This is a genomic window from Eisenbergiella massiliensis (genome assembly GCF_003435485.1).
The window spans coordinates 109,563-130,120 of record NZ_QVLV01000004.1 but is presented as its reverse complement, the minus strand read 5'-3'; the positions used below and the strand labels follow the sequence as shown (position 1 = coordinate 130,120).

Below are 20,558 nucleotides of genomic sequence, written 5' to 3'. Positions count from 1 at the left end.
TTCGGTACTTCCGCATTTGCCCGGAATGGTTTTCCTGCCCCTATATCCGTACTTTTTCTGAAACGGCCGCCGATAGATTATACTATCAGCAGCCGCTTTGAAAATAAATATGTACATTATCTGGGCCAACGTTCTTTTCTTTCCATCAACTTTTCAAATTCATGATGTGGTTCACTCTGATACCAGTACGCAACAGTTGCGACATCATCCTGTCGTTCAAATAATCCTCCGTGGCATACTCCAATCTGTTGAATTGTTACCCGAAGATCTTTTTCAAATAAAATGGGATCCATAATATGCCAACGATAGAAGCTCCTTTGTGGCATTATATCATCCATATGATAATTATTATGGATTACCTTATCACGGTTTGAATAATAAGGATATCCCAGAAAAGGAGTACAAAATGTATTTTCCACAGTTCTTCCTTCTTCCTGCGAAGCAAAGCTCCATGCTCCCCCAAAATAATCCTCCGTTCCGGTCCCGCAAATTGTAGGATATTCTTCATCCCCATCTAAATAAAATTTTATCTCGCCTTCCCCATACCAGTAACGTTCCAGCGTCGTAAGGGCAAGATAGGTTCCCACATACTGTCCTTTTCCGATGACATTGTCCAATATCACATAGTCCCTGGCTTTTTCTGTTATTCTTTGCCTTCTCCATTGTGCATGGAAGTATCCCATATTATCAACCTGGAATTCCTCTAAACAATAATCAATCTGATAGAAAAATGCCGGAATATCTTCATCACATTGATTTTCCAGTGTAATTCTAGCTTTTTTTGCAAAAGGCATGGGGAAATAACAGTTAAACCCCCTGGTCGGATTGACCACTATAGGCATAGAATTAACCTGGTAGGATTCACCAAAACCACAACAGAAAAAATCTCCCAAAGGGCTTTCTACAGATGGACTTTCTTCTTCATCCCAGTACATACGGAGTACTAAATCCCGTAAAATAAAACGGTTCCTGACACTGGTTTGATCAGTCACTGTAATCCAGATATGTTGAATAATTCCCGGTCCATCAATCTCGGCAAGCGTTACACATTCTCCGGCACCAATAAGAGGGATACAGGGTGAACCTTTTCTGGAGGGTCCAAGCTCACTGCAAGCAATTCCGCCTCTTCCCTTTTCTCCAGTCCTGTTTTCCCAGTTAATACTTCTGCTTTTTCCTGTTCTTAACAACGGTAGTTTTCCTAATGAATATTCAATCATTAATATACCTCATATTGTCTTGATATTCTAATTTGCAAGTTTTGCACCTGTGTTTTCAGCATATTTTAAAGAATCCAATACTATAAAACCACATCATATTTTAATATAGAGATAACTGAACCATCACCATAAAACATGATTTTTTCTGCATCTAATGAAGTATAAATCAAAGACGACATCGCCTGTTCCCCATCGTTTACAAAAATTTCCACTGTGTATCTGTCAAGCAGCAGTCGGACTTTTATTCTGCCTTCTCTTTTTTTTACCTTCATGCTCCGCCTGCTGATAACATCTTTTACCAACCCTGAATAAGTCCGGTCAAATGTCAGAATTTCCTTCTCAGGCGAATATATAATTTCAGAGTAAAAATATTCATTCGATGCGAACCGAATAGAAAATTCACTTTTCCCATCTTCATATATTTCAACCGTCAAGTCTATGCTTCGCCCATTTATTCCCTCAAAACTCCTCTCTCCTTCCAATCTGACCTTCCCAATCTTAACTTCATTGGAATAATAATTCTCCAGCTCACGGACCGGATTCTGATATAAAGAGCCATCTCGGATTTCCAGTTGTCTGGGAATTGTCATAATACCTGACCATGTCATGTTCTCAGGAACCAAATATGTGTCCCAGTTCTGCATCCAGCCTATCATAATACGTCTTCCGTCTTCTGACTTAAGCGTCTGTGGTGCATAAAAATCCAAACCATAATCAACAGCTGTAACTTTTTTTCTTTGGAATAAATGTTCTTTTTTATTATAATTACCCACTAAAGCAAGCGTCCCGCCCCCGTTATGAAACTCCAGCCCTTCCGCTTGCATTTCCTGTGGAGAGACAATAATAACCGCGGTATCTCCAATCTCAAAAAAATCAGGGCACTCCCACATTTTACCATACCTGTTCTCGCACCGCTCCAAAATGGTTACAAATTTCCAGTTTACAATATCCTCAGATTCAAATAACCCCAACTGGCCACTGCCATCTTCTCCTCGACTACCAATTATGGTATAAAACTTATCATTATCTTTCCATATTTTGGGATCGCGAAAGTCTTCTTTTGAACTCCCCTGCGGCATTTGTTGCGCTGTTATAACAGGATTGTAGGGATATTTTATATAGTCTTTTCCATCTCCAAAGGCGATACACTGATTTTGATTTATGACTATTTTCCCATCTTTTTCCTTTTGGGTCACTCCTGTATACATTAAAACATGTTTCCCCTGAAATTCAACCGCGCTTCCAGAAAAACATCCCTGTCCGTCAAAAGCTTCATCGGGAGCCATCGCGCAGGGCATCTGAAGCCATTTGATAAAATCATCTGTCTTACTGTGTCCCCAGTGCATTGGCCCCCAATGCTTATTATAGGGATGATATTGATAAAACAGATGATACTCTCCCTTATATTGCGAAAAGCCATTAGGATCGTTTATCCATCCTGTGGGGGCGCATACGTGGAAGAATGGCTTTTCCACAGCTGTCCTGCAATGCATCTTCTCCCATTCTCTTGCTTTTTCCAAAGCTTCACTCATTTTGCTCCGTCTCCTATTTCCGGCTTTATAGACACCTGCAGCCATTCTTTATTCTGTCAGTATACTGACATCCTTCAATTCTATATTTCCATCCGATACAAAAAATCCCAGACAACGGTCTTTTTCATTGTACATCCTAAATCCAAAGGCCAGATCATCATTTACATAAAGAACTGCCAGCGTATCCTGAATATATATGGAAAGCTTATATTCTTTTCCTTCTTCCATACGCAGGGGGCGTTCCAGTTCTACCGTATAAGGAAACATCTGCCCACCCTGCTCATACATCCGAAGGCCAGAACGGAATTGTATCCGGTTGAAAAACGGTTCAAACATCAAATAATACCCTTTGTCAAAATTCTCATCTATATGTAAAGCGATACCAAATCGGGTAGGATTACCGCTGTATTTAACAGTTGCTTTTATACAGCACTGTGGAGGAATCCAGGAACCAATGGAAGCAGCATATCCGTATTCAGAATTGCAGCTGATTATACCATCTGTCTCAGTCCATTTTCCGGTCAGCCCATGAATCTCTGCAGTCTCTTCCTTCTTCATGGCATTGGCCACACTGTCTATCGGACATACTCCCAGGCTTCCGTCTTCATGCTGGACAAGTTTATGAACGACAATGGAACCGCCCCAGTTCCAGGTTTTATAATCTTTACCATAATCCTGCTCCGAATCGAATTTCCATCCATTCTCCCCTTTGGTGGGATTCCACCCATATACATAATGATTTTTTCCATCGTAACCCGTCTTCGCCGCATAAAAAGCCCGGCCGTCAAAGGTATCCACTTCCGGCCGGATCCAAGGACCGTTTAGGGAGCGGCTCATACGGTAATAGGTGCAAAAACCATCCGTATAATTAGAATAAACCAGATAATACCAGTCACCTATTTTAAATAGATCCGGACATTCATTCGCCGACTGATTCATCCCCGGTGCATAAAGGGGCTTTCTGTAATCCCATTTCGACAAATCCTCTGATACACATAATGCCACGCACCCATTTCTTTCTGTAACCGTATTTTCCCGTGCTGCCAGAAGCATCCACCACTTCTTTTCTTCTTCATTCCAAAAAACAAAAGGGTCTCTCCAATCAGACGTTTTGTAAATTATCCCATCAGGCCCGAATTTATCTTCGGGGATATCCTCCCAATGTATTAAATCCGTACTCGTGGCATGCCTGGCCCATTGTGCCGGCGGATCGGCATCAAAGGTACAATAAAACATATGGTAAATTCCGCCGTTCTTTATTACAGACCCTGTCCCTCCATGTATATTGGTTGGTACTTCTTCAAAATTACGGTTATCACTTGTGGCTATCCTGTGCCAGCCATAAATCACCTTGTCTTTTGGCGCATCAGGGTTCCAGTTTTTCAGGTAATAGTTTACAAATGTTTTTGAATCCTCATCATAAAATGGAATAACATCTCCTGTTTTTGCATATTCGGGAGTATAAAATAAATCCATATCTCTTTTCTCCTGTTTTATTTTTTAAGGCCGGATATTTTAAATAACCGGCCCCTATTTTTTATTCTGTTACGAAACTAATCCTAATTTTCTGAGGCTTCCGCACTCTGTCCAGCCTTTTCATAATTTGTCAATTCATAAAATAAATCAAAGCCTTTCTGTTTCAGGGTAATTAATTCTTCCAGCCCCATCTGGTTAAGCTTATCAAGATATTCCTTCCATGCCTCATCAGTAATACCGTCTTTTACAATTTCCGCTTTAACCTGTTCCGCATATTTCTTCAGATCGGTTTCTATTTCTGATATTCTTGTAATATCCTGCTGTTCCATAAAAGCAGCCGGATAATTAAAATCACTTGTTATGCTGGGTGAATATATAGTGCTGACCATTTCAAGCCGAAGAGCATCGGAATCCAGCATCCGGTCTACATATACACCATAGTAATCGGAAAGAATGGCAAAGCAGTCATAGAGGTTTTGATCATTTCGGATTTTTCCGTCTGCTGCTCCTTCTTCTGTCCATTTCAGCATATCACCTTCCTTAGTAAACACATTTGTATAATTTGGATCATCATAGGTTCCATAACAATTCTGAATAGACAAAGACGGTTCAAAATACTGATCCAGGTATGCGCATACAACAGAAGGTCTTTCACAGGCGCTTGTTACCGCTGTAACGCCCATATCGAAACTGTAATAATTTTGTCTCGGAACATTAACTGTCCCGTCAGGCCCTGCAAGGGGAGGCAAAGCTTCATACTGGTCTGTATAGTCACCTGCAAGTCCTATCGCCCAATCATAAAACAAACCTACACGGCCAGATGCAACTTTTGCGGAATAGGTAGCGCCATCCTGGGAAAAAATTTCCGGATCAACCAGTCCCTCCGCATACAGATCATGCAGCCATTCCAATCCTTTCCTTGCGTCTTCCTGCGCCAGTGTATAATATACCTTCTTATCATTCGTTACCATATAATGATCCATGTTGTCTCCACATCCGAAGGCACCCAGGGATATTCCCGGATCCTGATTTACCTGATTAATCCGGAAGGACATGGGAACCACAGTACCGTTTTCCACCTTGATATCTTTGGCAAAAGCCTCCAAAACTGTCTTTAATTCGTCTGTTGTCGTCGGCATGGAAAGTCCCAGCTGATCCAGCCATGCCACATTGATATATGGAATCGCTCCGATTACATTAATATTTTCCTTACTGTTTGTGGACCATTCGTTTACAAATGGCAAAGTATAGATATGTCCATCTGCAGCAGTAATGGAAGCGCGTACCTCAGGCCTTGCATCCAAAACCTTTTTCAGGTTAGGCATATTGGTTTCGATATAATCCTCAAGAGGAATAAATACTCCCTTCTTGGCATAGCCCAGAATATCATAGGGCTTGATATACATCTTTGTAACAACATCCGGCATGTCGCTTTTCGATAATGCAAGTTTATACTTATCATCAAACTGCTCCTCAGGAATAGCTTTATATTCTGCCGTCACATTGGTAGCCTCTTCCATTCTCTGCACCAATGCCTTTTTACTGAAATCCTGCTCGGAATCAGATGCTACCCTTGTCATGATAGAGAACTTATAGTTGTCAGCCAAAGGAAAAGTGACCTCCTCTGCTGCTTCCTCAACTGAAGCCGTACTTCCTCCTGCTGCTTCCTCCTTTCCTCCACATCCACTCAGGCTCCCAATAACCATCGTAAATACACCTGCAAAACATAATGCTTTTCTAAAACTTTTTGGCAACATACTTTTCTCCTCCTTAAAAATTTATAAGTTAAATGCATTCCGCATAAACTTTTAATTAATTATCCTTTAACAGAACCCACCATAATCCCTTTTTCAAAATACTTGGAGAAAAATGGATACATCAGCAATAGCGGCACACTTGAAATAACAATCGTTGAATATTTCAGTAAATCCGCCAGTTTTGCCGTTTCGGCCAGCTTTTCCATATTCGCTATCAGGTTGGGATTAATCTGATTTTGTACTAAGATCGCTCTTATAACCAACTGAAGAGGCTGCATCGCCTGTTCGTCCAGATAAATCATAGCATCAAAATAAGAATTCCACTGAGCAACAAATTGATAAAGACAAAGCACTGAAATTATTGGCGTACATACCGGAAGCAGCACCCGAAAAAAATACTGGATGTCATCCGCACCATCCACTGCAGCCGCTTCCCGCAGTTCTCCCGGTATTGATCTGTAATAGGAACGGGCCAGTATCAAATTCCATACATTCAAAGCACCAGGCAACAAAATAGCCCACACCGTATTAATAAGCTTTAACTGGTCCATCAGCAAATAGGTTGGCATTAAACCGCCCCCAAAAAACATGGTAAACACAAATATAGCATTAAAAAACTTCCTACCCATAAAATCATCCCTGGACATGGGATATGCAGCAAATAAAGTGACTACAACAGAAATTACTGTAAACGCCATGGAATAAAAAAAGGAATTCCGAAATCCTCTCCAAATATTCTCATCCTGAAAAACCCTCCTGTAACCTTCAAGGGTCCAGTCCTTTATATTAAATGAAACACCTACACTGCTCCTTACCGCCGGATCCATAATAGAACAGAGAAGAATATACAGAATTGGTACAATAATCAATATCAGGAATACAAGCAGGAAAATGTTTCCGCATAGTTTTATTACCCTATCCTGTGTACATAAATGGCCCTTCTGTCTTATTTTAGTTTTTGTTACTGTCATTGTATGTACCTCCTATAACCCTTCACCGTCATTGAGTTTGGTGACTATATAATTTACCGCAACAAGCAGGATAAGATTTACGACAGAATTAAATAGCCCAACTGCTGTTGAATAGCCGTAATCCCCCATTTCCAATCCCATCCTGTACACATATGTAGGGATGATGTCACTCGTTACTTTATTCAAATCCGTCTGTAAAGCATATACCTTTTCAAACCCGATACTCATAATATTCCCGGCTGAAAGGATAAACTGGATGACAATAACAGGCTTTAACGCCGGAAGCTCCACATTCCGGATTTGCTGCAGGACAGTTGCTCCATCAATTCTTGCGGCATCTATCAGTTCCTGACTCACTCCGGCCAGCGTAGCCGAATATATGATTGAGGACCAACCGGCACACTGCCAAATACCGCTACCTATATATAACGTACGAAACCAGCCTGATTCTGCCATAAAGTCTACACTGCTGCCAAACAGGGCGTTTATTGGTCCTACCGGCGAAAAGAACAGTCTTACCATACCCGCCAGTACAATCGTAGATATAAAATAAGGTAAATAAACAATAAGCTGCGCCTTTTTACGGAGCCTGCCATTTTGTACCCGATAAAGCAAAAGTGCAAGTATGATAGGCGGAAAAAAGCCCCAGATCAGGTTATAGCCACTCAGCTTTAAGGTGTTCAGCAACAGCCTGCCAAATTCTGTAGAAGAAAAAAGCCGCTTAAAATTATAAAGCCCAATCCATTCACTTCCGAAGTAGCCTCTGACAGGGCTGTATTCTTCAAATGCAATGATAATTCCCAACATCGGAAGATATTTGAAAATAATTGTCAATAATAATGCCGGAAACAGGAAAATAAGATAAAGCTGCCAGTTCTTTACAAAGTAAATTCCAAATCTTTTGAAATAGCTTTGTTTTGATGATAAGCGGCTTTTTGTCATAATACTTGGCTTTGTTTTATTCATTTCTTTTCGCCTTTCTTTTACATTTGTCGTTTATTGCTTTTACAAATATTAATCTCATTTTAACATTCATTTTCTATTTGTCAATTGTGTTTTGTATATTTTGTATACTACAACAAATTTATTGTATATTTTTTGTTTGTTTTATATAGCAAAGTTATACATTACATTTATTATTTTAACATTTGTAAACTTTTACATTTTAAACAAAGTCGATTGTTTAATTAACATTTGTATGATACAATAAGTTTAGTTACTTTCCTAAAAATATAATTGTATTATTGAGTAAAGGAATTTATATTATGGCAAAACAAAAAATTTTAGTACAGGATATTGCCGATTCTCTGCATCTGTCACGCACCACTGTTTCAAAAGTTCTCAACGGCAGCACAAATGTTTCAGAAAAAAATAAAGAACGAGTACTTAAAAAAGCGGCAGAATTGAATTATAAGCAATTTGCTTTGATATCTCCGGTAAATGAAGCATCTTCAGAGGAATCTGCTTTCTTAAAAAACGAAAGAATTCCTGGAAATATAGCTTTTCTTTTCCATAAGCTTCCTGATAAACAGCATATAGCATCTTTATTACTGGCAACACTTGAGCAGGAAGTTAGTAAAGAAGGGTATACTCTCTCTCTTTACACGGTTCATGATGATGATATGAAAAATTTAAAACTTCCCAATACCTTTGTTTTAGAAAATATTGACGCAATTCTTTGTGCTGAATTATTTGATAAAGAGTATTGCAAAATGCTGTGTTCCTTAAATAAACCTCTTCTATTTGTAGATTCTTATTATACTTTCGCCGAAGATAACCTAAATGCAGATATTTTACTGATGGAAAGCAGATATTCTTCTTCCAATATGGTAAACCGGCTTATCACCGCAAACGGACTCAGACATGTCGGCTTTGTCGGAGCTTATAATCATTGTCTTAGTTTCTATGAACGCTGGACCGGGTTTTGTATGGCCTTGCAGGACTGCGGCCTGCCATTAAATAAGTCATCCTGCATAATTTCGCAGGATGACTCCATATATTGGGACAGGCTATGGCTAATCAATCAAATAAAACTGCTGGATCCATTTCCAGAGCTTCTCGTATGCGCTAATGATCCTCTTGCTATCCAGCTAATGTCCTGTTTGAAGGAATTAAATATTTCCGTTCCTGACAGAGTAATGGTTACAGGTTTTGACAATTCTCCCGCATCTGCAATTGTTACACCATCATTAACTACTATTAATTCTCATAGTTCAAATATGGGTATTTCAGCCGCCAAGCAACTGCTTAACAGAATAGCAGCCCCAGATCTGCCTTATGTAAGGGTATACCTGCAGACCGAAGTATTGTTCAGAGAGTCCGCTAATATTAAGATACAAAGATATGAAAGTATATAAACTAATTTGCATATATAATTATGTATTACCTATAGCACTTAGTGTCTACGCTTAGCAATCAGTATCTCCACTACCCTCCCAAGACTCGCTTGCTGCGGTACGGCTCTTACCTTACAGCATGAGACTCACCCACCGAACTTCACCCTTCTTGTTGTATGCACCCTAAAATATAAAAAACGCAGGTTCTTTCCTGCGTTTTTTTGTTGCTGTTAAATCTTACTTTTATTTCTGTTCTGCCGGAAGCAGCCTGACGCTCTGTTCAGTCTCCTCTACCGGTTCATGTTTTACCTTCCGCTGCAACATTCACAGACCGGCCGTACATAAAATCCCTTTCAAATACTCCACACTCTTTTCCGCAACCGCCTCATAGTCATATTGATACACATCAAGCGATGCCGGTCCGTCAAATCCAAAGAAATAAGCTTCTGCAGATACGCCGTCAAATCCATATCCCCTTCATACGGAACCAGATGGTTATGAATACCCTTTTTCATATTTTCCAAATGCGCATGTACGATATAAGGGCCGCACTTTTCAAGGCAAGCCAGAGGATCCGGATCCTGGAGGAACATATGCCCGATATCCGCATTCATTCGAAGTATGGGGGAACCGATCTGGTCAAACGCTCTCAGCAGAAGATCCGAATTATCAATGACAAAGCCCGGTTCGAATTCTACCGCCAGATAAATGCCATATTGTTCTGCGATGCGGCATAATTCCTTCATCCGGTTTATCTGCCTCTCCCACTGCTTTTCAAACGCCTCTCCCTCGCGCCTGACGGCGCCATTGATGATAACTGTATCAGCTCCCGCTTCCGCCGCGATTGGAACCGCCTTCTCCACCGTATGGAATTTATCCTCATTTTCCGTAAAATCCATATGGGCGCCAACGGAATAAGCTTTTACGCCGTTTTTCTTCATGCATTCCTTTATCTTTTCAGCAAAGCCTTCTTCGAAAAACTCTTTCCGCGCCTGAAAATTCACATCGTAAATATCAAGCTCCACGCCGTCAAAGCCTTTCTGCATAATACGGGCAATTGCTTCCTCATAGGATGCAGCCGGTATCATTTGTGTCCTTCCCAGTAAGTACATTTTGTTCCCCTTCCTTTAATAGCAGCCACTTTCTTCCCACTCCATCATCAGCGCTTCCAGCTGTTCATCCGCCGCTGTGCACAGCGCCTCCAACTCCATCAGTTTTTCATAGTCTGACTGTATGGAAGGCTCCTTCAGCTGCGCCTGGTACGCCGCAAGCTCTTCTTCCTTCTGTGCAATGAGCATTTCCAGCCGCTCCAGACGGCGTTTTCTCTTCGCTTCTTCTTTTCCCGGATTATACCCCTTCCGGTCGGCGGCGTTTTTAAGCGGCTCCGGGGCAGCTGCTGCCGGGGCGTCCCCTGCCTTCTCCGGGCTGCTGTTCTTTGCCTTCTCCGGGCTTCTGTCCTTTGCCGATACACCAATATTTTTTCCAACAGGCTGAAGTTTCCCCGGCTTTCCATCCGCCTGCTGGTCCTGCCGCTCTTTTTCGTCCGCCTGCAGCTTTTCCCAATACTGCTCATATCCAAAAGGATAGAAATTTACGGTCCCGTTCTCAAATACCAGCAGGGAATCCGCGATTTCCTTTACGAAATATCTGTCGTGGGATACAAAAAGCACGCTGCCGGGATACGCCTTCAGCATAGCTTCCAGCGACTCCTTTCCCACAATGTCCATATGGTTGGTGGGTTCGTCGAGAATCAAATAATTGGGCAGCCTCCTGAAAATTTTTGCCAGCGCAAGCCGCACCTTTTCCCCGCCTGACAGCATATCTATTTTCTTAAACACTTCCTCCTGTCCGAAGAGGAATGCCCCCAGCCAGGAGCGGACCTCCAGCCGCTTCAGATCCGGGAATTCCTCCCAGAAATCCTCCAGCACGGTTTTATCACTGGTGTACTGAGCCATCTGCTGCTCAAAATACCCGATATCCACCCGGTCGCCGAAGGCGAAGCTGCCGCCTAGCGGCTCCAGCTGGCCTGTAAGCGTGCGCAGCAGCGTGGATTTCCCGGAGCCGTTATCTCCGATAATCCCGATTTTCTGGCCTTTTTTCTGTTCCAAGGTCACCTCCGCCAGAGGTCTGTCATAGCCAATCCGAAGCTGCGCAGCACGCAGTACGTCCGTGACGCTTTCCCTCGCCGGCTGGAAATCCGCATGGAAGCTTTTCAGATCATATCTGGCAGGCGCATCGATTTTTACCATATGCTCAATCTGCTTGAGCTTGGAACGGGTCATCGCCACTTTTGTGGGCTTGTTTTTAAACCGCTCCACCAGCGTCTGCAGCCGTTCGATTTCCTTCTGCTGCAGCTCGTAATCCTTTTGCTGCTTTTCCCAGTTCAGCCTTTTTCGTTCCACAAAGGCGGAATAATTGCCGGGATACCTCACCGCTGTTTTATATTCGATTTCGTATACCACATCCACCACCCGGTCCAGAAACATCCTGTCATGGGACACGATGACCACCGCCCGGTCATAATCCTTCAGATACCCTTCCAGCCAACTGATGGTCGCCATATCCAGGTGGTTGGTCGGCTCGTCCAGAAGCAGGATATCCGGCTTGCTTAACAGCATCCTGGCAAAAGCAATTTTGGTCTGCTGGCCTCCTGAAAATTCAGACAGCTTTTTCTGCTTGTCCTCCGGTGAAAAACCAAGCTTCTTTATCACTATTTCATATTCCTTTTCGAAACTGTAGCCGCCCAGGTAAGCAAACCGCTCCTCCAGCCTGACATATCGGGAAACAGCAGCCTCCTCGTTCTCCTTTTCCATAAGAACCACCAGGCGCTCCATCTCCGCCTTCATCGCAAGCAGTTCTGAAAAAGCCTTCCGCACCTCCTGTTCCATGGTCAGGCTGTCGTCCTCAAACGCATTCTGCTTTAAATAGCCAATCACAGGCTTCCCCGCCCTGGCAATGTAAATGTCCTCGTCACTGTCCCTCTTGGACAGCTCCACTTCCCCTGCGATAAGCTTCAGCAACGTGGTTTTTCCGCATCCGTTCCGGCCTACCACCGCAATCTTTTCCTTATTTCTTATTTCAAAATTAATATGCTCAAGCACCGTTTCCGCTGCAAATCTTACCGCTCCGTTGCAAATCTGATATAACATGATGGTTATCCTCTCTTTTTTCCGAAAATGAAACCAAAAGTATCTTCGGCACATCAACTCCCCTGCCCCTCAATCTTGTGGGGTTAGGGCTTGTGGTTCCCTTTCTTTTTCAAATCCCTGAACTTTGTCACCGGTTTCATCTGTGCTCTTCATACTTTCGGCCGCCCTCCGGAGTGGAATCCCCATATTCCCGCAATTTGCGTATTTTTTTATTCTCAGTTCCACTTAGTCCGCTATCTGGCGAAGATTTTTATTTAATCAAAGACCTCGCTGCAAGCAACGAGGTATCAAACTTGCAACGCTGCAGAGCAGCGGGGTATTTGACCCTCGCGGCAGTCGCCAAATATCCATGCAAGCATGGATACTTGGCTCGTTGCTCGCGGGAATAAAAAACAGCCCCTTAACTAACTATAATCCTAATTCTGATGCCGCACTTGATGCTTCATCTCTACTAAAGCCGTCGTATTCTAACTGGTCTATCAGCTCTATTCGTGAAAAATTAAAATTATCCAGATATAACTTAGCCTTACGAAGTGCTTGTTCTTTCCAGTTTGCTCCGCAATTGTCAGCTGCGTATTTAGCTTCGCCGTACGTAAATCCTTCATATTCTAATTGATCAATTAATTCGTTTAAGGAAAATGGCATAGCATCTAAATATGCATCTGCCATACTTAATGCATTTATTTCTCCAATTGAAGGTGATTTTTCCACATCCTCATCAGCAGCAAGTACACCATCAAGATTAATTGTAATACATGGCCTAACCCCATGCTTCCCAGAATTAACATCACTGCCTGTGACACTTACAAATCCTACCCATACATCAACAGCTTTGTTCTGAGAATTTCCTACTGTTCTGAACCAATATGAACATGTTGCTCCAATACTTGGATCCATAAGCATTGAATTTTTGGTTTCCAATCCTCTGATCTCTGCAAATCTTGTCGGAATACAAGCAATATGATAATCGTAAGGATTTTCTTGACTTGCATTAATATCAGCATTGAAATATTTCACTGCTTCTCCATAACTTAATATAAATACTCTATCTGTCGTGTTATTTCCACCACTAATATTAGATTTTGGATTACTTTCGTTCTCCAAATCAGTTAATCTTATTATACTTTTATCATTGGAACTAAATGCCTCATTATAAAATTCTTCATTCAACCATTTTCTCAAAGTACAGGTTTCCCATGTTACACTTTCATCGATGTCATTATATTTTTCACAATCAAGGGCATAAACACTCATTAACTTTGCACTCTTATCATCTATATCTATAACATACCACTCTATTGGTTCTGCCCCATTTTCTTTATTATAATCTTGTTCATAACTTCCAAATTCTATTATATCATCAATATTAAGTCCAGAAATAACAGTTGGCTCTGTTATCATGTCCGGAACACTTTCTAACTCACGTTGGATTTCCTCTGGAGAGCGTTCTGTTACCCTCGCATTATCTTCCGAAGCACTTACGCTTACTTCTGATTCTATTTGAGGTATCTCTGGATCTACTGCAGCACTCTGACTCTGTTTGCTTCCATCCACAGCCTTCCCACATCCTGTTAAGATAGTAAAACCCACTAAAAACAATAATACACTTTTTTTCATTTTCAATCTTCCCCCTCATTATTAAATAATGTAATACATATTGCGTCTTTTTCATTCTATTATTTACGCATGGAAATGTCAAACAACTCATTTCGTTCCATTACTTTGCTGGTCCATCGGAAAAATCCGCCTCTTAGCTTCTGCCATAAAAATGCTCCTTTTTGGTAAGAATTTTCACATCTGGATTCTTACCAAAAAGGAGCTGTTTTTCTAAAATACTAATATCTGTCCAACTGGTCTACCATTTCCCCGGCATTTTTACTGCCCGCCCTCCATGATATCCCCGGCCGCCATAGAAAATACATTGCTGAAATATTCTTCCTCTCCCATATCCGAACTATAATACTCATCCACGTAATCCAAAACGATATTGGCTGCATCTTCGTCAACCACCTCAGCCGCATCACTTCCCGAAACATACCAGGTCATATAATAATCCCCATATTCCTGAAATACCAGCAGAAAATGGTTCTCATCAGTAAAAAGCTTATCATAAAGTGAATTGGCAAATGTATCCATCTGTTTATCCGAGGGCTCCGTACTGCCGTAGACGTTATCCGTCAGATAAAGATACGGTTTTACGCCTGTCTTTTTAAAGAACGCCTCCATACCGGCATTCAGGGTCGCCGACTGCTTTATCCACCCCAGCCTGTCCGTAAAATATTCCCCTACAACAGGCTCAATTGCCCCGGAGGACTGCCCGCTGTAATTCGTTTTCGGCTGGCTGGAAGAATTGGTGTGCTCTTTCCCGCTTTGCTGTACCGTCTGCGGGGCGACGTATCCGTAAAAACTGTCATGCCGTCCGCCCAATGAGAAAATTGCTGAGAAAAACGAAACGGCGCCAATTATCACAAAAATAAAAGCTACCACCAGCGCAAGGCACAAGCCGAGACAACTGCCTGAACGGTATCCCCCTCCTCCATAGGAATAACCGTAGCCTCCCTGTGGAGAATAGTCGTCGTCATCCCAGCTGTTATTCTGTGACGAGTTGGAATATGACGAAGAATGAGACGTTGATGATGAACTGTGATACCCCGATCCGTAAGAAGAACTGCTTCTGTAAGAACTGCCCGAGGATCCCAGGCTGCTGCGGCCGGAGGATATCCTTCCGCTTGATGAGGAACCGCTGGAACGGGTGGAAGAAGGATGGCTGGTTCTCCCGCCGCTGATCCGGCCGCTCCCGGAGGAACGGCCGCCCGAGGAAGAGCTGCCTGTTCTGCGGCTTCCGCCGCCGCTGTTTCTGCCCATAAAAACCTCCCTGTATATACATCATTCACGTTTATATTTATGGCGTTAATTTCATAAAGTATAAATAAACCGTTATTTAATTTAACCATATTATAAACAGGATTTTCTGTCAAGGCAGAAAAAATGACTATTTCAGTGCTTTACAGGCAGAAAATGACTATTTCAGTTCTTCCATCATGAACAGCCTGCTTTGCCGTTTTAATTCCGTTCCCGTAAAAACCACGCCGCATAAAAGCACAAACACACAGTAAAGGCTCGTTATAACGAAAGAAAAACGATGTTTCTTTCTATCGGGACATTAAGCCCTGACAGCTCTATACGTGAGTCCGCAGATAATTTATCATACAGAAAGCTTTCCATCTGCAGAAGACGGCCTGCCGCCTGCTCCAGTTTTTCTTTGCCCACTCTGCCTTCCTCCAGGCCTTTTAAAATCTGGGCAATCACGGGCGGACCGCCGGGCATCACGATATCATTGCCCGCCGCCACAGCGTCTGCGCCGTCCACTACGATATCCATATCACCCCAGTCTGTCACCACGGCGCCTTCAAATCCCCATTCCTCTCTGAGAATATGGGTGCACAAATCCCTGCTGCCTCCGGCAAAGGTTCCGTTTATTTTATTAAAGGCGGTCATTAAGACATGTATCTGTGCATTTTTAACGAGCATTTCAAAGGGCTTTAAATATATTTCCCTGGCAGCCCGTTCTGTCAGAATCGAATCGACCGCATCATAATTTTTCTTCGCATTCCCACGGCGGCAGGTTTCCTGTTCATTGACAGCAAAATGCTTGGGGCAGACAAGCACCTGATGCTTCTGCTGTACGCCCCTGGCTATTTCGCAGGCACAGACACCGGTCAGAAACGGATCCTCTGAAAAATATTCAAAATTCCTTCCTCCCAGAGGGCTGCGGTGAAGATTCACTGCCGGGGCCAGCCAAATATCCACCCGGGCCTTTTCACATTCCTCTCCCACCGCATCTCCAAACTGCTGCCACAGCTCCCGGTCAAAAGCACAGGCAATCAGCATTTCCGAAGGCCATGCGGTCTGTCCGATGCCTGCCGGTCCGTCCTTATAGCTGACTGAATAAATGCCTTCCTCAATCATAGCAGGGGAAACATATCCATTCACGCCCACAGGATGGCTGTTGGTTGTCAGGGGATTCCCGCTTTCATCAAAAATCGTCTCCGGATCACTTCCGTCCCCAAACGCAGAAAAGGGTACGCCGGGGCCATAGCCTACGCAGAGGGCGGCAAGCTGCTGCTCCGTAAATTTCTGCAGCTGACCCCGTTTTTCTTCCGGCGCCGTCAGCTTATCCCGCCTTTCCGACAAATACTCTGCAGCCTCCGTCTCCAGCCGCATTCCCTCCTCTGCCGACAACGTTAACCTTACTGCATTACTTATTTCTTCTTTTTTAAATACATTTCGTTGTCCGCTTCGGGAAAGGAAACTTACCTTCCCCCGATTGCATGCCTGTATTCCCAAGCTGTTGTGACAGCGTTCCAGCACCACATCCCATGCAGCCTCCAGCAGGGCTGCAGCTTTTGTTTCCGCAGAAGAATTACCAAGCCTTATCAGATAGCTTCCCTTTTCCAATATCCAACAGGCGGAGGCCTCATCATAGACCGCCAGTTCTCTCCAGGGAATACTGATTTCCAGCCTTTGCTCTTCTCCCGGCTGCATAAGCCCGGTTTTGGCAAATCCCTTCAGCTCCTGATATGGCCTTTCTGTCTTCGTTACAGCGGACAGGTATGCCTGCACAGTTTCTTTGCCCGCACAATTTCCCGTATTATGTACCTGTGCCCAAATGCACAGCCCTGCTGTATTCTTTGCCGCCTGTATGCCGCTGATGGTAAATGTGGTATAAGACAGGCCGAAACCAAAGGCAAACAGAGGCTTTTTTTCAAAGCTGTCGAAGTAACGATAACCTGCGTAGATATCTTCCCGGTATACCGTCACCGGGCTTTTGGTAAAGCCGATGCTTCCGTTTTGCTCCGCATCAAGCCCATAGCTTTCATAGGTAAGCAGCTTCTCCGGATGATCCTTATCCCAGGAAAAATGGCCGGCCGCCGGATAATCTTCATATCGGCGGGCTACGGTAACAGGCAGCTTGCCGGAAGGGTTCACCTCCCCGGCCAGAATCCCTGCCAGCGCCTCAGGCCCCTTCTGTCCCGGTATCCCCAGAAACAGAATGCTCTTTATGGCAGGATATGACTCGGTCCAGCCCAGATCGATCAAACCGTTGCAGTTTAACACCAGCACTACCCGTGAAAAGCTTTTGCATACTCCGTCAATCAGGGATTTTTCTGTTCCGGTCAGTTCATAATCCTCTTCCAGATGGCGGTCACACTCTTCCCCGCCGGCATTCCGTCCAAGCACCAGCACAGCCGTATCCGTAAAATCTGCTGATTTTCTCAACAGCTCCTCCGGCACGGCATATTCCGGGGCAGGCGCATGGTATTTGCCAAAAATTTCATACATCAGCCCGCTGTTGACCAGATCCTTTACCCTGGAGAAATCAAATTCTTCTTCCGGGCGTTCCTCTTCTTCTGACGCCTGCGCCTGATACCAGCATTTCAGTTCCTCAGCAGGACATATGCCTCTTTCCATACAGGCAGCTAAAATATGATTGGTTTCTGCACCCTTCACGGCCCCGGAGCCATTCCCGGAAAAGTAAGTGACAAGCTGTGAACGGCCAAAAAAGGCGGCCTTTTGGTTTTTAGCAAAAGGCAGTACCTGTTCCTCATTTTTTAACAGGACTACGGATTCCTCCACAATTTTCTTTGCTAGTATTTCATGCCGCATCTGCACGACTCCTCCATCCTTTTTTCTCATTCCACAGCTGCCTTCGCATAAAACGCCCGATCCTTTCCTGCAATCCATCCGTTTTCCGTTACCTCATAGGAACCGGTCAAACGGATATCGTCAGAAGAGCTGCCGATTTCAACCTCAATCGTCCCCTTCTCGATTTTCCAGCGCATATCCTTATCCAGAAAAGCCATCTGGCTGGGTTCGACAGTAAAAACCACCGTTTTTTTCTCGCCGGGCTCCAATCCAACCCTCAGGAAACCAGCCAGCTCCCTTACCGGCCTTGCCATGCTGGCAAAAGCATCATGCAGATAAAGCTGCACCACCTCATCCCCTGCCCTGTCCCCTGTATTCTCCACCTTCAGGGAAATCGTAAGCTTCTCAAAAGGCGCAACCTCATCTCTGGATATCTGAAGCTCGGAATAGGCAAAGGTGGTATAAGAAAGCCCGTGCCCGAAATAGTACCTGGGGGTATGGGGCAGATCCACATAATTTAAAAACCCGATGCTTCCTGTCTGATGCCAGGACGAATTATGGAAATGGTTGTAATAAACAGGCAGCTGCCCCGCGTGATAGGCTGTTGTTACCGGCATTTTCCCGCCCGGATTATAGTCTCCCAGCAGGACACTCACTACTGCCTCCGCTCCGGCTTCCGAAGGGTTCCAGGCTTCCAGGATCGCATCCAGATACCGGTCAGCCGCATCACTGGAAACAGGCCTGCCGTTAAAATGAACCCCTATCATAGGTTTTCCCAATTCCGCCGCCAGCCTGATAAAGGCATCCTGGCATTCCGGCAGATTGATATCCGCACCGTCCACGCCTTCTCCCATGGATGCCATGGAACAGGTACCGTGCTTGCCTCCCAGGGTTAAAATGACCACATCCGCTTTCCGCACCGCCTCCAGCGCCTCGGCAAAACGTGAGGTATCCGTTCCGGCTATGGGATAGCCGTAAGCATAAATGATTTCCGCATCCGGCATTTTTTCACGCAGTTCTTCCAACAGGCTCCTGCATCCCGGCTTCTGCCGTTTTAAAATCTCATCAAATTCTTCCGTTTCATCAGACTGGATGTTGGTTCCGGGAACTGTAATTATTTTTTTATTGTCCACATTTTCGCTGCCGCTGACACCGGCTATGGAATTAGCAACCGCATAGGTGGATTCCATCATACACATCTGGGTATAGCCGCCGAAAAATTTCCTCGCACAGTCGGCATGAGGGCCGATCAACGCAATTTTTTTCGTATCTCTTGAAATGGGAAGCACCCCTTCATTTTTTAAGAGAACCATTGATTCTTTGGCTGACTGCAAGGATACCTCCCTGTCCTTCTCATGGGAAAACGCCTTCCGCAGTTCCTCCCCCTGCAAAGCAAAGGGATGTTCAAACAGCCCCATACGGAATTTTGCAGTCAGGACACGCAGCACCGCCCTGTCTAATAACGCCGTATCCGCCTCCCCTTTGGCAAACTGTGCGGCCAGCTTATCGTTATAGCCCGCAGGATTTGGCATTTCAACATCCATGCCGGCTTCCATGCACAAAAGCCCCGCCTCCTCTGCTGTTTCTCCCACATGCTGACAGTTATGCACATTTCCGATTGCGCCATAGTCGCTGATGCACAGCCCGTCAAAGCCCATCTCTTCCCGCAGAAGCTTTGTCAAAATGGTGCGGGAAGCGGATACCGGTTCTCCGTTTAATGTGCAGTAGCAGGGCATAATCCCGCGCAGATTGGATTCCGTAATGGCTGCCTGGAAAGGCTTACCATAGATTTCCTCAAGCGTTCTTTCCGGAGTCATGCTGTTTGCCCCATGGATACCGCCCTCCGAGTTATGAAAAGCCAGAAAATGCTTTGCCACACTCTCTGTCCTTCTTCCTGCAGTTTCTCCCTTTTGGATGCCTCTTGTATAAGCCGTTCCCATAGCGGAAGCCAGCACCGGATCCTCACCATAGGTTTCCCCCTGCCTCCCCATGCGGGAATCCCTGGAAATATCCAGAACCGGCGCCAATACATGGGTAATGCCGCAGGCCGCCTCCTGACGGCTGACAATTTCCGCAATTTTTTCTTCCAGCCCGGTGTCAAAAGAGGATGCCCTGCCAATACCGGAAGGAAAGCTTGTTGCATCCTGGATAAAAGCGCCGCAGAGTCCCTCCATATGAAAAATTGCGGGAATATGATGCTCGCTGTTAGCCATCACAATCTCCTGAACCTTCCTCTGCCACGCTGCCGCTTCCTCCAGCGTTTCCATGCGGCGCATTTCCAGGGTACTGACCTCACCGATTCCATATTTTGTCTGTTCGGAAATATAATCATAATCAAAGCATACCCTGTCAAACGGGAAAACACAGTTTACCTGTCCCATCTTCTCTTCCAGGCTCATTTCTTCTAACAGTGACTTCGCCCGCTCTTCGGGACGTAAGCCTGTATCCTTATATTTTTCGCTCATATAAATCCC

Annotated in this window: 13 protein-coding genes; 1 reads left to right on the top strand and 12 read right to left on the bottom strand. The window is 44.3% G+C overall.

The genetic code is table 11. From position 1 onward, the window contains the following. Window positions 1-116 precede the first annotated feature (116 nt). From DXC51_RS07565 to DXC51_RS07540, 6 genes are all read right to left on the bottom strand, one after another. On the bottom strand, window positions 117-1,217 hold the full coding sequence (locus tag DXC51_RS07565) for a glycoside hydrolase family 172 protein (RefSeq protein ID WP_117544214.1): 1,101 nt from the start codon (window positions 1,215-1,217) through the stop codon (window positions 117-119). Between the two features lie 80 nt (window positions 1,218-1,297). After that, the gene (locus DXC51_RS07560; protein WP_117544213.1) at window positions 1,298-2,749 is read right to left on the bottom strand and encodes a glycoside hydrolase family 32 protein; all 1,452 of its coding nucleotides are present in this window, start codon (window positions 2,747-2,749) and stop codon (window positions 1,298-1,300) included. A gap of 48 nt (window positions 2,750-2,797) precedes the next feature. Continuing rightward, a complete protein-coding gene (locus DXC51_RS07555) occupies window positions 2,798-4,225 on the bottom strand; it encodes a glycoside hydrolase family 32 protein (RefSeq protein ID WP_117544212.1) in 1,428 nt (475 codons plus the stop codon). 83 nt (window positions 4,226-4,308) lie between these two features. After that, complete coding sequence (locus tag DXC51_RS07550; protein ID WP_117544211.1) at window positions 4,309-5,982, bottom strand: extracellular solute-binding protein; 1,674 nt, start codon at window positions 5,980-5,982, stop codon at window positions 4,309-4,311. A 59-nt stretch (window positions 5,983-6,041) separates the two neighbouring features. Next, complete coding sequence (locus tag DXC51_RS30570) at window positions 6,042-6,953, bottom strand: carbohydrate ABC transporter permease (RefSeq protein ID WP_117544210.1); 912 nt, start codon at window positions 6,951-6,953, stop codon at window positions 6,042-6,044. 12 nt (window positions 6,954-6,965) lie between these two features. Next, window positions 6,966-7,919 (bottom strand): ABC transporter permease, encoded by a 954-nt coding sequence (locus tag DXC51_RS07540; protein WP_243003152.1) that lies wholly within the window; start codon window positions 7,917-7,919, stop codon window positions 6,966-6,968. Window positions 7,920-8,218: 299 nt separating this feature from the next. On the opposite strand from DXC51_RS07540, the gene DXC51_RS07535 reads away from it, so the two are divergent. After that, window positions 8,219-9,310 (top strand): LacI family DNA-binding transcriptional regulator, encoded by a 1,092-nt coding sequence (locus tag DXC51_RS07535; RefSeq protein WP_117544209.1) that lies wholly within the window; start codon window positions 8,219-8,221, stop codon window positions 9,308-9,310. A 332-nt stretch (window positions 9,311-9,642) separates the two neighbouring features. On the opposite strand, the gene DXC51_RS07530 is transcribed toward DXC51_RS07535, so the two are convergent. The 6 genes from DXC51_RS07530 to DXC51_RS07505 all read right to left on the bottom strand — a co-directional run bounded on the left by DXC51_RS07530 (window position 9,643) and on the right by DXC51_RS07505 (window position 20,549). Further along, window positions 9,643-10,401, bottom strand: coding sequence for a sugar phosphate isomerase/epimerase family protein (locus DXC51_RS07530; protein ID WP_117544208.1), 759 nt, complete (start codon window positions 10,399-10,401; stop codon window positions 9,643-9,645). A 15-nt stretch (window positions 10,402-10,416) separates the two neighbouring features. Then, a complete protein-coding gene (locus DXC51_RS07525) occupies window positions 10,417-12,438 on the bottom strand; it encodes an ABC-F family ATP-binding cassette domain-containing protein (RefSeq protein ID WP_117544207.1) in 2,022 nt (673 codons plus the stop codon). Window positions 12,439-12,846: 408 nt separating this feature from the next. Next, on the bottom strand, window positions 12,847-14,055 hold the full coding sequence (locus DXC51_RS07520; RefSeq protein ID WP_049942308.1) for a DUF6273 domain-containing protein: 1,209 nt from the start codon (window positions 14,053-14,055) through the stop codon (window positions 12,847-12,849). A 258-nt stretch (window positions 14,056-14,313) separates the two neighbouring features. Then, complete coding sequence (locus DXC51_RS07515) at window positions 14,314-15,303, bottom strand: hypothetical protein (RefSeq protein ID WP_117544206.1); 990 nt, start codon at window positions 15,301-15,303, stop codon at window positions 14,314-14,316. Window positions 15,304-15,561: 258 nt separating this feature from the next. Beyond that, the gene (locus tag DXC51_RS07510; protein ID WP_243003151.1) at window positions 15,562-18,135 is read right to left on the bottom strand and encodes a glycoside hydrolase family 3 protein; all 2,574 of its coding nucleotides are present in this window, start codon (window positions 18,133-18,135) and stop codon (window positions 15,562-15,564) included. Further along, entirely contained in the window at window positions 18,132-20,549 is a 2,418-nt protein-coding gene (locus tag DXC51_RS07505) for a glycoside hydrolase family 3 N-terminal domain-containing protein (protein ID WP_117544205.1), read from the bottom strand. The genes DXC51_RS07510 and DXC51_RS07505 overlap by 4 nt, the downstream gene beginning before the upstream one ends. Window positions 20,550-20,558: the final 9 nt, after the last annotated feature.